The 13,364-nt window shown below is 71.3% G+C and carries 14 protein-coding genes; 1 reads left to right on the top strand and 13 read right to left on the bottom strand.

The annotated features are described in order from the left end of the window. Window positions 1–22: 22 nt before the first annotated feature. The 13 genes from ORI60_RS06370 to ORI60_RS06310 form a co-directional block, all read right to left on the bottom strand. Window positions 23–1,039, bottom strand: coding sequence for a hypothetical protein (locus ORI60_RS06370; protein ID WP_266035327.1), 1,017 nt, complete (start codon window positions 1,037–1,039; stop codon window positions 23–25). Window positions 1,040–1,068: 29 nt separating this feature from the next. Continuing rightward, on the bottom strand, window positions 1,069–1,623 hold the full coding sequence (locus tag ORI60_RS06365) for an RNA polymerase sigma factor (protein ID WP_266035325.1): 555 nt from the start codon (window positions 1,621–1,623) through the stop codon (window positions 1,069–1,071). 137 nt (window positions 1,624–1,760) lie between these two features. Continuing rightward, window positions 1,761–2,453: a GntR family transcriptional regulator gene (locus ORI60_RS06360; RefSeq protein WP_266035324.1), complete on the bottom strand. Its 693-nt coding sequence runs from the start codon at window positions 2,451–2,453 to the stop codon at window positions 1,761–1,763. Between the two features lie 4 nt (window positions 2,454–2,457). Continuing rightward, on the bottom strand, window positions 2,458–3,678 hold the full coding sequence (locus tag ORI60_RS06355; RefSeq protein WP_266035323.1) for an MFS transporter: 1,221 nt from the start codon (window positions 3,676–3,678) through the stop codon (window positions 2,458–2,460). Further along, the gene (locus ORI60_RS06350; protein WP_266035322.1) at window positions 3,679–4,437 is read right to left on the bottom strand and encodes a DeoR/GlpR family DNA-binding transcription regulator; all 759 of its coding nucleotides are present in this window, start codon (window positions 4,435–4,437) and stop codon (window positions 3,679–3,681) included. It abuts the gene before it with no gap. A gap of 53 nt (window positions 4,438–4,490) precedes the next feature. Continuing rightward, on the bottom strand, window positions 4,491–5,417 hold the full coding sequence (locus ORI60_RS06345; RefSeq protein ID WP_266035321.1) for a carbohydrate kinase family protein: 927 nt from the start codon (window positions 5,415–5,417) through the stop codon (window positions 4,491–4,493). Further along, window positions 5,417–6,703: an alpha-galactosidase gene (melA, locus tag ORI60_RS06340; protein ID WP_266035320.1), complete on the bottom strand. Its 1,287-nt coding sequence runs from the start codon at window positions 6,701–6,703 to the stop codon at window positions 5,417–5,419. Before melA ends, ORI60_RS06345 begins: the two co-directional genes overlap by 1 nt. 3 nt (window positions 6,704–6,706) lie before the next feature. After that, window positions 6,707–7,528 (bottom strand): class II fructose-bisphosphate aldolase, encoded by an 822-nt coding sequence (locus ORI60_RS06335; protein ID WP_266035319.1) that lies wholly within the window; start codon window positions 7,526–7,528, stop codon window positions 6,707–6,709. A gap of 3 nt (window positions 7,529–7,531) precedes the next feature. Further along, window positions 7,532–8,419 (bottom strand): 1-phosphofructokinase family hexose kinase, encoded by an 888-nt coding sequence (locus tag ORI60_RS06330; RefSeq protein ID WP_266035317.1) that lies wholly within the window; start codon window positions 8,417–8,419, stop codon window positions 7,532–7,534. Continuing rightward, window positions 8,416–9,327: an SIS domain-containing protein gene (locus tag ORI60_RS06325; protein ID WP_266035316.1), complete on the bottom strand. Its 912-nt coding sequence runs from the start codon at window positions 9,325–9,327 to the stop codon at window positions 8,416–8,418. Before ORI60_RS06325 ends, ORI60_RS06330 begins: the two co-directional genes overlap by 4 nt. Window positions 9,328–9,350: 23 nt before the next feature. Continuing rightward, window positions 9,351–10,157 (bottom strand): carbohydrate ABC transporter permease, encoded by an 807-nt coding sequence (locus ORI60_RS06320; protein WP_266035315.1) that lies wholly within the window; start codon window positions 10,155–10,157, stop codon window positions 9,351–9,353. Next, window positions 10,154–11,041, bottom strand: coding sequence for a carbohydrate ABC transporter permease (locus ORI60_RS06315; RefSeq protein ID WP_266035313.1), 888 nt, complete (start codon window positions 11,039–11,041; stop codon window positions 10,154–10,156). The genes ORI60_RS06320 and ORI60_RS06315 overlap by 4 nt, the downstream gene beginning before the upstream one ends. Further along, a complete protein-coding gene (locus ORI60_RS06310) occupies window positions 11,038–12,306 on the bottom strand; it encodes an ABC transporter substrate-binding protein (RefSeq protein ID WP_266035311.1) in 1,269 nt (422 codons plus the stop codon). The genes ORI60_RS06315 and ORI60_RS06310 overlap by 4 nt, the downstream gene beginning before the upstream one ends. Before the next feature lie 173 nt (window positions 12,307–12,479). Here ORI60_RS06310 and ORI60_RS06305 point away from each other — a divergent pair, with 173 nt between their 5' ends. Then, window positions 12,480–13,328: an endo alpha-1,4 polygalactosaminidase gene (locus ORI60_RS06305; RefSeq protein WP_266035309.1), complete on the top strand. Its 849-nt coding sequence runs from the start codon at window positions 12,480–12,482 to the stop codon at window positions 13,326–13,328. Window positions 13,329–13,364 lie beyond the last annotated feature (36 nt).

Here is a 13,364-nt window from a genome sequence, read left to right as displayed (position 1 = left end):
CTCTCAGGACGGTGGAACAGGATCAGATCTTGCCCACCACCACGTCGGCGAAGTTCACGCGCGACGACTTGTAGTTCGTCACCGAGGGCTTGCCGTCCGATCCCGGCGCCGGGACGACCTCGGAGCGCATCGGCAGACCGTTGTCGGCGTTGACGGTCAGCACGTGCGAACCGGATCCGCCCTGCAGGGCGGGGCCCGCGGTGAGGGTCAGCGCGGGCTGGCCCTCGGCGTCGATCTTGCCGATGGTGACGTCCTCGATCGTCGCGAGCAGCTTCAGCACGCCCGCGCGGACCTCGGCGTTGGCCGCGCCGATGAACAGCGCGTACGTCGCGTTGCTCCACAAGGTGTTGTTGACGCCGTCCTCCAGCTCCTTGCCGGTCGGGCGCGGCTTGGGCGGGGGCACCGGCAGGCCCTTCTTGCGGTAGACCTCGGCCGTCGCCTCCTGGCGCAGCGCCCACGCCTTCTCCTGCTCGGCGGGGCTCTTGCCGAGCGCCCAGCCGGCGGGTGAGGTGTTGACCATCGCGTTCCTGGCCTGCTCGACGTCGCCGTTCGCGGCGAGGCGGGCCGCCTCCATCACGGTCGAGTCGAACTGGGTGGCCTGGTTCTCCCCCTTGGCGGCCGAGGCCGACAGGGTCTTCGTCGAGTCGCCGTGGAAGGTCTGCCCCCTGTCGGTGTAGACGGTGTAGAAGACGTACGGCGAGTTGTCCGGCGCCGTTGTCGACCGGATGATCAGCGACGCGTCACCGGACAGCGCGCCCGCCGCCTTGACGTCGGAGGCCAGCTTCACCAGCGGGGAGTCGACCACCTGCGGGGCCGCGACCGGGGCGGTGGGCGGAACGGCACCGCCCGTCGTGCCCATCACCACCGCCGTCGCCACGGCTGCCGCGCCGACCGCGGCGATCCCGGCCCTGGGCCACGAGAACCAGCGCTTCGGCCGCACGACCGTGGCGGTGGGCTCGGCCATCGCGGTGCTCAGCGCCGTGCGAGCACGGTCGTACGCCTCGGGGCGTGGAGACGGCACGTCACGCATCTTCTTCATCAGATCCATCTCATCCATGGGGTGTCTTTTCACGTTGTCGGGACTCGCAGCAGCGCGACCACCTCGGGGGCGTCACGCAGTGCCTTGCGCGCCTGGTGCAGCAGACGACGGGCCGTGCCCGCCGGGATGTCGAGCACCCGTCCTGCTTCGGCGACCGTCAGGTCCTCCCAGGCGACCAGGCCCAGCACCTCGCGCTCGTCCGGCCGGAGCCGTGCCAGTGCCCGCCGCAGCAACGCCTGCGTGTCCACGCGGGCGTCCACTTCGGGCCAGGGATCCCAGTCGGTCGCCAAGCGGGTGATGTCCGAGGCCGGCTCTTCCGCCGGTTCGGACCGCCAATGCCGCCGCAGCCTGTTCAGCGCGACGCCGTACAGCCACGGCCGGGCCTCGGGGTACGAGCGGTCGTAACTCGCCCGGGACTCGAAGGCCGCCACCCACACCTCGCCGAGCACGTCCTCGGCGGTCTGACGTCCCACTCGGCGCGCGAGGTAGTTCCCGATCGCGGTCTCGTGCCGGCTGACCACTTCGACGAAGGCATCGGTGTCTCCGCTCAGCGATCTGCCGATCAGTTCCGCGTCTGACGACATGAAGCTCCTCGGGTTCGCTTCGCCTTACACCCCGTCTTTGCCAACGCGCGCCGAAACCGTTCAGGTTGCGTCGGCAGCTGACGAAGATCGCTGGTCAGCGCGGGGTGGTGGGAGCGTCCGGGAGAGGAGGCAGATCGCTAGCCGTGGGCCCGCATCCGCCTGAGCAGGTGCTGTTCGGCGATGTCGAAGTACTTCCGCAGCGCCTCTTCAGCCTCGCCGGCGGCACCCCTGTCGGCGAGCTCGAGGATGTCGCGGTTGAGCTGCACGTAGTTCTCGTAGAACTCGCGCTGGTCGCCCATGTGGTGGAACACCAGGCGCATCTCGGCGAGCAGGCGGCGCACCTCCTCGTCGAGGCGGGCACTGCCGGCCAGGCCGGTGATCGCGAGGTGGAACCGCATGTTGCCGGTGGCGACGTCGCTCCAGCGTTCCGCCCGCGCGGATTCCTGCTGGAACCGCACGGCGTCGCGCACGGCCTGACGCTTTTCCTCCGGCGCCGTGGACCACGCGTTGAGCGCACCGCCCTCGATCACTCGCCGGGCGGCGTAGAGGTCCACGATGTCCGCCACGTCCGGCGTGCGCACGAAGACGCCGCGGCTGTGCTCGTGCACCAGCAAACGTTCGCGCGTGAGGAGCCTGAACGCTTCCCGCAGCGTGTTGCGCGCGACGCCCAGCGCGGTGCGCAGCGCTTCCTCGGACAGGCGGGTCCCCGGCGGGAGATCGCCTTCCATGACACGGGTCCGGACGAACTCGGCGACGCGCTCCGCCGTGCTGACCCGGCCGAGCTCGACGCCGTCGGCGGTCAGTGAGGCAAGCCAGTCCGCGCCCGTCATGCGATCACCTTATGTGCTCGGCGGTGCGGAAGCCCTTCGTCCAGTAGAACCCCGGCGTGGCAGCGGCGACGACGGCGAGCACCAGCATCGCCGGCGTCAGTCCCGAGATCTGGGCGAGCACTGTGCCGGCGACGGCACCGAACGGCACGGTGGCGACGGTGACGGCGTTGATCAGCGCGCTCACCCGGCCGAGCATCGCGGGCTCCGTCCGGCGCTGCCGCAGGGAGAGCAGGATCGTCGCCCACGCGGTGGCGGCGGCGCCGAAGAGGAACTGGTACACCAGCAGGACTTCGAAGGGCCTGCCCAGTGACGCCGCGGGGATGAGGAACAGGGCGGCCGCCGCCGCGGAGGCGCACACCGCGCACGCGAGTCCGGCGCCGAGCCGCCGGGCCGCCCAGGCCGAGGCCGCCGCACCGAGCACGGCGCCGAGGCTGAACGCGGACATCGTCAGGCCGACCTGGCCGGGCCCCAGCAGGAGTCGCTGGTAGGCGTAGACGAAGAAGAGCGCGCCGATCCCGCTGCCCGCGAAGTTCAGGGTCGCGGTGCCCAGCAGGCTGCGGCGGAGCACCAGGTCCTTGCGCAGGTAGGAGATCGCGTCGCTCAACTGCCGGTGCACAGGCTGCGCACCGGTCGTCTCGGCCTTGGCGCGCAACGCGGGCGCGGTCGCGGCGGCGATGACGACGGCCGAGGCGAGGAACGTGACGGCGGTGAGCATCAGTGCCAGGTGTGCCGGCGCCGCCGCGATGATCAGGCCGCCCAGACCCGGTCCGGCGATGCGAACCAGGTTCAGCAGGCCGGAGCGGGTGGCGTTCGCGCGGTCGAGGTCCTCGACCAGTTGAGGTGTAGCGGTTTCCGCGGCGGAGTCGAACACCGCCGACGCGATGCCGAGCACGGCCGCGAGGACGTACAGGATCCAGACCGACCTCACGCCCGACGCGATGGCGGCGGCCGCGCCGAGCAGCGCGCAGGCCCGGACGAAGTCCATCGACACCAGCACGGAACGCAGACGGGCGCGGTCGATCAGCACGCCGCCGAACGGGCCCAGCACCGCCGCCGGGAGGAACTCCGCCACCAGCAGCAGGGTCGCCGGGCCGATGCCGGAACCGAAGGCCAGGACGGCGACCGCGGGCAGCAGCACCACGGTGATCTGCGTGCCGGTCGTGCTGATCGCCTGTGCCACCAGCAGAAGCCACCAGTCGCGCGCGAACCCCGGCCGGACGCCCATCTAGGCGACGACCACCTCGACGCCCGCCGCGCGCAGCCGGTCCAGTTCCTCAGGGGGCGCCGAGGAGTCGGTGATCACCACGTGGACGTCCGTGATCCCGGCGATGCGCGAGAACGCGCGTTTGCCCACCTTGGAACCGTCCGCGAGCACGACCACGCGGTCCGCCGTGCGCAGCAGGCAGTGGTCGGTGTGCGCCTCGACCTCGTCGTGCGTCGTGATGCCGCCGCGCGCGTCGATGCCGTCGACGCCGAGGAAGACCAGGTCCAGACTGATGCCGGCGAGGGCCCGGTCGGCGATCGGGCCGACCAGCTCGTAGCTCTCCGGCCGCACGCCACCGCCGGTGACGACCAGGTCGATCGTGGGGCGGGGACACAGGTCCGAGGCGATGTTGAGCGCGTTGGTCACGACCTTCAGCTGCCTGGTCCCGGCGAGGAGACGGGCGAGCTCGGTCGTCGTCGTGCCGCCGTTGAGCCCCACCGAGTGGACGGACTCGGTGACGAACTTCGCGGCGGCCTCGGCGATCTGGCGCTTCTCCTCGCGGCGGCCCACCCGGTAGCGCAGCGGCAGCTCGTAGATGACCTCCGCCGCCACCGCCCCGCCGTGGGTCCGCTTGAGCAGCTTCTGCTCCTCGAGCGACTGGAGGTCCCGGCGGATGGACGCGACCGACGTGCCCAGGTCCTCCGCGAGCCCGGTCACCGTCACCGAGCCCGCGTCCGCGAGCTTCCCCAGGATCGCCGCCAGGCGCTGCTCTTGACGCATCCGATCAGCATAACGCACGAATCATGCTCGATTTGGCACTACTTGAGCCTAAATCACGCATCACGCGTGCTCGTTATCTCGACGTTCCGTGCCCACGCCGTCGCCTCGGCCCAGTCCGGCTGCGTGGCGACTCCCCCGGCGCCGCGCGTCGACAGCGCCCCCGCCGCCGCGCCGAGCGCCAGCGCCGCGCGCAGGTCCCCGTCCCGCAGCCACCCGGCCAGGAAACCCGCGTCGAACGAGTCTCCCGCGCCGACCGTGTCCACCGGCTCCACGACGGGCGGGCGCGCGGTGATCCGGTCGCCGCCCGACAACGCGACGCACCCGTCCCCGCCCATCTTGACGACCGGGATCGCGCCGCTGGCGGCGAGCACGGGCAGCGGGTCCCCGGCACCGGTGAGCGCCGCAGCCTCGGCCTGGTTCGGCAGCAAGACGGTGCACAGCTCCACCAGATCCGCGGGCAGCTTCCACTCCCCGGACGGGTCGTCGTTCGTGTCGAGCGAGGTCGTGGCGCCACCACCGCGCGCCGTCCGGAACACCCCGGACAGGCCGGCGGCGAGGCGAGGCTGCAGGAAGTACGACGCCGCGTGCACGTGTCGTGCCGCGATCCGGGGAACGTGCTCGGGACCGAAGGCGGCCAGACATCCCGGTGCGGTCAGGATCGCGCGGTCTCCCCCGGCCTGGTTGAGGCACACGGTCAACGCCGTCGGCAACGACTCGTGCCGGACGCACGCGCTGATGTCCACGCCCGCGGACTTCAAGGCGTCCAGCACGAAGTCGCCCGCCGCGTCCCTGCCCACCATCGCGGCGAAGCCGACCTCCAATCCCAGCCGCGCTGCGCCGTGCGCGACGATCGCGGCCGACCCGCCGAGGGCGAGAACCCCGCTGTCCACCAGCGTTTCCGCCTGTCCGTACGGAGGAACGCCGGGGGCGCCGAAGACGAGCACGTCCGGGTTCGCGTCACCGATCACGAGGAGGTCCATCAGGCGCCTCGCAGCGCGGCGGGCAGCAGGTCGCCGTGTGCGGCGGTCATCGCGGTGACGAGGTCGTCGATCTGGGTGACGGTCAGCGCGGCGGCCGTCGCCGGGTCGCACAGGGCCGCGTGCCGGACGTGCCGGGGATCGCCCTCGACCGCCGCCGCCACGGTCAGGTCGACCACGTTGAGGAAGCTCCGGTTCAGAGCCGCGAGCTGGCGGGGCAGGGCGCCGACGCGGTGCGGGTGCACGCCGAGCCGGTCCAGCGTCGCGGGCACCTCCACGGCGGCTCCCTCGGGCAGGTTGGCGATGAGGCCGTGGTTCGCGACGTTGACCTGGATCGTCCGCCGCTGACCGGTGACCAGGCTGTGGACCACCTGCGGTGCGTACTCGACGGCGTCGTCGGACAGCGGTGGCGGTGGGTCGCCGGCGGCCAGTGCGGCCCGGGTCTTCTCGTAGGTGGCCACGTTCTCCGCGCTGATCGCCGCGTAGTCGCGGACCGGGAGACGCAGACGCTCCACTTCGGACTGATGCCGCAGGTACCACGGCACGTACTCGGACGAGTGCTCGCTCGTCTCCGTCGGGTAGAAGCCGAACCGGCGGTACAGGTCGACGCGGACCCGCCGCGCCAGCCCCGGATCGGCCGCGATGGCGGCGTCGAGTGCCGGGTACAGGTCGCGCCCCTCGTGCTGCCACCGCAGGATCCACGCCTGGTGGTTCACGCCGGCGGAGAGGAAGTCCACCTCGTCGTGCGGGACCCCGACCAGCGCGCTCAAATCGTGGATCGTCCAATGCACGGAGTGGCACAGCCCTGCCACCTTGAGCCGCGGCGCGACGGTGGCGAGGTACTGGATGTTCATGGCCATGGGGTTGGTGTAGTTCAGCAGCCAGGCGTCCGGGCAGACGGCGAGCACGTCCGCCGCGAGCCCGTCCAGGAACGGGAACGTGCGCAGGCCGCGGAAGATCCCGCCGATCCCCAGGGTGTCGCCGATGGTCTGGCGCAGGCCGAACGCCTCCGGCACGTCGAAGTCGGTCAGCGTCGCCGCGTGGCCGCCGATCGCGACCATGTTGACCACGACGTCCGCGCCTTCCAGTGCTTCGCGGCGTGACAGCGAGACGCGGACGTGCGCTCCCCCGGCCAGGCGGGCCAGTGCCGCCGCGACCTCCAGCCGTCCGGCGTCGACGTCGTGCAGCGAGATGGTGGCGTCCGCCAGTTCCGGGAACGACAGCACGTCGCGCAGGAGCTGGCGGGTGAACTCGACGGAACCCGCGCCCACGAAGGCGATGGTGACCATGGATCAGCCTTTCAGTACACGGATGAGCCGAGCTACCTCGGCGGACACGGCCTCACGTCCGGCACCCAGGTAGCGCCGGGGATCCACCAAGGCGGGGTCGTCGTCGAGCGCGGTGCGCACGCTGGCGGTGAAGTGCTTGTTGAGCTGCGTGGCAATGTTGATCTTCCACATGCCCGCGCGCACGGCCGCCGCGAGGTTCTCGTCGGCGACACCGGACGACCCGTGCAGCACCAGCGGTACGGGCACCGCCTCGTGCAGCGACGCGATCAGCTCGAAGTCCAGCTGGGCGTCGCGGCTCAGCATCGCGTGCGAGGAGCCCACGGCCACGGCGAGGAAGTCCACCGCTGTCGCCTCCACGTACGCGGCGGCGTCGTCCGGGTCGGTGCGCGCGCCCGGCGCGTGCACGCCGTCCTTCCCGCCGATCTCACCGAGCTCCGCCTCGACACCGACGCCGGCCTCGTGGCACCAGCGCACGACCTGCGCCGTGCGGGCCACGTTCTCGTCGTGCGGCAACGCGGAGGCGTCGAACATCACCGACCCGAACCCGAGCTCGACGGCCTCCCGCACGAGTTCCTCCGAGGTGGCGTGGTCGAGGTGCACCGCGATCGGCGTGGCCGCCGCGGCGGCGACGGAGAGCGCGGCGGCACCGATCGGGCGCAGGGAACCGTGGTAGCGCACGGCGTTCTGGCTGATCTGCAGGACCACGGGTGCCCCGGTCTCCTCGGCCGCGGCGGCGATCGCCTCGGCGTGCTCGACCTGGATCACGTTGAACGCGGGCACCGGCGCGGGCCCGCCGATCATCTCGCGCAGCTTTTCCAACGGCATGTTCTAGTCCTCGGGAACTGGTCTGGGCGTGACGTCCGCCCGGTGCTGGTCGTAGAAGGCGCGGTCGAAGTCGCCGGCGAGCGGGGCGCGCACCGCCGCCGCCGACAACGCCACCGCCTCGGCCAGGCGTTCCGGCCACGGCAGGTGCCACGCGGCGACCAGCGCGGCGACGGCGGCGTCACCGGCACCGGTCGGGTTCCCGGTGATCACCTCGGGCGGAGCCGCCGACCACACGCCACCGGCGGTGTGGGCGGTCATTCCCCTTGCGCCGTCGGACACGAGTGCCGCGGCGGCACCGAGAGCGAGCGGATCGTCCACTTCGGACGCCGCCGCGAGCTCGCTCCGGTTCGGGGTGATGACGGCGGGCCCGGCGGCGGCGCCGAAGGCCAGCGCCGGTCCGTCCGCGTCCAGCACCACCGGCACGGCGGCGGCGCGCACGAGCGTCGCGTAGGCGTCGTCCGCAAGCCCCTGCGGCAGCGAGCCGGACAGCACCACGACATCGGCGTTCGCGGCGAGTTCCGAGTAATGGCCGAGAAATCCGGCCCACTCCCCAGGCGTGACGACCGGTCCCGGTTCGGCGAAGAGCGTCGCCTGACCGGAGCCGGTCACGACGGCGACCGTGCGCCGGGTCTCCCCCGCGATCGGGAACATCGCCTGCGGCACACCGGAGCGGCTCAGGTCCTCGCGCAGCACCGCACCCGCCGGCCCGCCCGCGAGCCCGGTCGCGAGCACCGGCACGCCGAGCGCCAGCAGCATCCGCGCCACGTTGACGCCCTTGCCGCCCGCGCGCACGGCCACGCCGGAGACGCGGTGCGTGTCGCCCGGCACGAGAGCACCGACGCGGTAGGTGACGTCGAGCGCCGCGTTGAGCGTGACGGTCAACGCCCTCACGGCGTGCCGTTCAGGATCACCGACCGGGTGAGGTTGCGCGGGGTGTCGGGGGTGAGCCCGCGCAGCAGTGCCACCTCCACGGCGAGCCGGTGCACCGCGACGAGCTCGGCGAGCGGGTCGCGGTCCCGGGCGATCCACCGGCCGCCCGCCCCGGCGACGTCGAGACCGAGGCCCTCGGGAGGGGTGCCGAACACCCACACCAGCGAGCCCTCGTCGGTGATGGCGATCGGCCCGTGCCGGTACTCGGCGGCCGGGTACGACTCGGCCCAGCTCAGCGACGCCTCGCGCATCTTGAGCGCCGCTTCGGCGGCGAGGCCGGTCGTCCACGGCGCACCGCCGAGGAACGTGAACTGGTTGCGTTCCACCAGGTCCGCGCCCAGCGGTTCGGCCAGGGCCTGCTCCGCGTCGCGGATCGCGCGGTCGAGCCGTTCGCCCAGGTGAGCGCGCAGCAGCACGAGCGCGGTGGTGGCGAACCGCGTCTGCACGACCGAGCGCTCGTCGGCGAACTCCAGCGCGACCACGTGGTCGGCCAGCTCGGTGACCGGTGTGCCGGGGGTGCCGACCAGGGCCGTCGTCGGCACCTCCAGCCGCCGCAGCACGTCGATCACCTCGGTGGTGGTGCCCGACCGGGTCAGTGCCACGACCCGGTCGTAGCGGCGGCCGAACGGGAACTCGGACGCGGCGAACGCGTCGGTCTCCCCCAGTCCCGCGTCCTCGCGCAGCCGGGCGTAGGCCTGGGCCATGAACCACGACGTGCCGCAGCCGACGACCGCGACGCGTTCGCCGTGCGCGGGAAGAGCGGCCACGACCCCGGGTTCGGCGGCGAGCGCGACCGCCCGGCGCCAGCAGGCCGGCTGGGACGCGATCTCGGCCGTGGTGTGCAGCTGCGCGGCGGAGGTGCTGTGCATGGCGGATTCCTTTGGTTGTTCAGTCACTTGATGCCCGCTGCGGCCACCGACCGCACGAAGAACCGCTGGGCGAAGAAGAACACGAGCAGGACGGGCAGCTGGCTGAGGACCGTGGCGGCCATGAGCTTCGGCCAGTTCGTCGTGTGCGCGCCCTGGAAGCTCTGCAGTCCCAGTTGGACGGTCATGGTGTCCGGGCTCTGCACGACGATGAGCGGCCACAGGAAGTCGTTCCAGGTCTGCAGGAAAGTGAGCACCGCGAGGGTGGCGAGCGTCGGGCGCATCAACGGCAGCAGCACCTGCAGCAACGTCCGCAGCCTGCTCGCCCCGTCGATCCGCGCGGCCTCCTCCAGCTCGCGGGGCAGCGTGGTGAAGAACTGCCGCATCAGGAACACGCCGAACGCCGTGGCCAGGTTGGGAGCGATCAGCGCACCGAGCGTGTCGACCAGCCCCAGCGACCGCATCATGATCAGCAACGGCAGCATGACGATCTGGAACGGCACCATCAGCGTCGCCAGCATCAGGAAGAAGGCGACCCTGCCGCCGAGGAACCGGATGCGCGCGAAGGCGTACCCCGCCAGCGAGCAGAGCAGCAGGTTGCCGGCCACGCAGACCGCGGAGACGACGAAGCTGTTGACCAGCCACGATCCGAGCGGCGCGTCCCGCATCGCCGCGAGGTAGTTCTCCCACTCGATGCCGCTCGGCAGACCGGGAGGGAACCGCCGCGACTCCTGCTGGGTGGACACCGACACCAGGATCATCCAGACCAGCGGCGTGACCATCACGGCGGAAAGCGGCAGCAGGACCAGGTGCAGAGCGCTGGGCCTTCTCATCGCACCTCGTAGTGGGACCGGCGGTTGAACCGCAGCTGCAGGAGGGTGAAGGCGGCGATCAGCACGAAGACCGCGCAGCCGATCGCCGCCGCGTACCCGCCGTCGAAGCTCACGAAGGCCTCGTTGTAGAGGTGGTAGACGAGCACGGTGGTCGCGCGCAGCGGGCCGCCCTTGGTCGTCACGTACACGGCGTCGAAGAGCTGCAGGCCGTTGATCGTGAGCCACACCAGCAGGAAGCCGGTGGCGGGTGACACCAGCGGAAGCTCGACGTGCCAGAACGACCGGGCGCGGCCGCAGCCGTCCAGGGAGGACGCCTCGATCAGGTCCTTCGGCACGTTCTGCAGCGCCGCGAGGTAGATGATGACGGCGAACCCGAGCCAGCCCCACACCGTCATCGCCACGACGGCGAACAGGGCCTGGCCGGGATCGGCGAAGAAGCCCTGCTTCGGCAGGCCGACGGCGTCCAGCGCCGCGTTGACCAGCCCGAACTGCGGGTTCGCCAGCCAGCTGAACATGATGCCGGTCGCGACCGTCGAGGTCACCAGCGGCACGGACACGGCGAGCCGGTACAGCACGACGCCGCGGATCCTCTGGTTGAGCATCACGGCGATCGGCAACGCGAGCGCGAGCGTGACCGGCACGAACAGCGCCACGTAGACGAGGGTGCGGCGGGCGGCGTCCCAGAACAGCGGGTCGGCGACGAGCTTCGCGTAGTTGGCGCCGCCCGCGAACGTCCCGGGCGAGGTGAGATCGGTGTGCTGGAAGGAGAGCACGAACGACCACACCACGGGGACGAGCCCGAACACCCCGATGAGCACCACGGCTGGGGCGGCGAACCCCCATCCGGCCGCGTGGTCGGCGAGCCTGCGCCGGTCGAGCGTCATGAGCCCGCCAGCGCCTGGTCGACCTCGCCGCGCGCCTGGTCGAGCGCGGCCGCCGGCTCGGCCTGGCCGAGCAGGACCGACTGCACGGCGGTGCCCAGCACCTGCGAGATCTTCGGGTACTGCGGGATGTTCGGCCGGGACTTCGTCACGTTCTTCGCGAGGTTGTCGACGAACACCTTCGTGCCGGGGTACCTGGCCTCGAACTCGGCGTAGCCGGAGAGGTCCACTTCGGACTGCCGGATCGGCAGGTGGCCGGTCTCCATCGCGAACTCCAGGTGGATCTCCGCGGAGAGCAGCCACTTCAGGAACGGCAGGGCGTTCGCGCGGCCGTTCTCACCGAACACGACGAACGTGTCCGGGCCCGCGATCGTCGCATGGGTGACCTTGCCCGGCAGGACCTGCACGCCGTACGACACGTCCTCGTTGATCGAGCCGAGGTCCCACGGCCCGGTCCACAGCATCGCGACGCGGCCGGAGTTGAAGAGGTTGAGGTACTGCTGGTCGCCCGCGTCGAGGTACACCGACTTGTCCGTGACGGCCATGTCGCGCAACAGCTGCATGGCCTGCAGACCGGCGTCCGAGGCGAACGCGGCCTTCTTCCCGTCCGCAGACAGCAGGTCGCCGCCCGCCTGCCAGAGCAGCGCGAGGAACCGCCACACCGTGTCCTCGGTGCCGTCGTTGACGTACGCCCAGCCGAACCGGCCGTCACCGCTGAGCCTCTGCGCGGCCGACCGGAAGTCCTCCCAGGTCCACGACTCGGTCGGATGGGCGATCTTCGCCTCGTCGAACAGCTTCTTGTTGTAGACGAGCGAGAGGTTGTCGACGAGCGCGGGAACGCCGTAGATCTTCCCGTTCACCGTCGCGGCCTCGCGGCCCGCCGGGAAGAGGTCGTCCCAGTCGAACGCCGCGTCGCCGCGCAGCAGGTCGGTGAGGTCCTGCGTCTGAGGGCGGCCGGTGAGGCCGGTGATCGAGGAGCCGTACTGGTAGGCGACCTCCGGCGGGTTGCCCGAGGCGAACGAGGCCAGCGTCTTCTGCAGCGCGTTGTCGTTGCCGCCGTTGAACACCAGCTCGACCTGCTGGTCGGGGTGCGTGGTGTTCCAGCGCGCGGCGAGCTTGTCGAACGCCGCGGCCTCCTTGTCGGTGTAGCCGTGCCACACCTTGACCTTGCCGTCGCCGCCGGAGCCCGTTCCGCAGGCCGCCGTCATGACGAGCGCGGCGCCCATCGTCAGCACCGTCCGGCGACTCAGCCCTCTGCCGTGTGCCATGTCGACTCCTCAGGGGTGGGGGCGGCTCTGTGGTCGGGGACCCTAAGCCGAAATCGCTCAAACAAGCAAGGCTTGTGACCGATTGAGATTGCTTTCTGGCCCTGAGGGCACCTTCTCGCTACAGTCGATCAGACCCAATCAACTTTCGTGAGCGATCAAGGAGTCAGGCGCTGATGACCTCCCCTGCGCGCGCCCTCACCGGGACCGCCCTCGCCGCACTCGCCCTCGTGGCCTGTGCCGCCGGGCCGCTGGCCCCGTCCAGTCAGGCCGGCGACGTGTCGGCCACGGCCTTCGAACTGCCCCCTGTCGGCGCGGCGCTCGACTACCAGCTCGGTGCCGCGTACACGCCGCCCCAGGGCGTGACGCTGGTGACCCGCGACAGCACCGCCTCACCGGCGGCCGGGCTCTACAACATCTGCTACGTCAACGGGTTCCAGTCCCAGCCCGCGGACCGCGACGTCTGGCTCAACCAGCGCGGCCACCTGGTGCTCAAGGACTCGTCCGGCAAGCCGATCATCGACCCGAACTGGCCCGACGAGTTCCTGCTCGACACGTCGACCGCCGCGAAGCGCACCGAGCTCGCCTCGATCATCGGCCGCACCATCGACCAGTGCGCGGCCAAGGGCTTCAAGGCCGTCGAGGTGGACAACCTCGACTCCTACCTGCGTTCCCGCGGCAGGCTGAGCGTGAACAACAACCTCGCCTACGCGAAGCTGCTCGCCGACCGGACGCACGCCAGGGGTCTCGCGATCGGCCAGAAGAACTCCGCCGAGCAGGCCGCCCGCGGACGCGCCGAGGTCGGGTTCGACTTCGCGGTCTCCGAGGAGTGCCACCGCTGGGAGGAGTGCTCGTCCTACTCGGACGTGTACGACTCGCACGTGATGGACATCGAGTACACCGATGACCTGCGCGGAACGTTCGAGGACGTGTGCGACGACCCGGACACCCCGGCCACGACGACGTTGCGCGACCGCTACCTCGTCGGGCCCGGCCAGTCCGGGTACGCGTTCGACCACTGCTGACGGGACCGGGGTGGCGGTGCGCGCCGCCACCCCGGA

It is taken from the genome of Lentzea sp. NEAU-D7 (genome assembly GCF_026242055.1).
In the GTDB taxonomy this organism is placed as follows: Bacteria; Actinomycetota; Actinomycetes; order Mycobacteriales; family Pseudonocardiaceae; genus Lentzea.
Note: the sequence above shows the minus strand (reverse complement) of the source record. Positions and strands in the feature narration are given on the sequence as shown.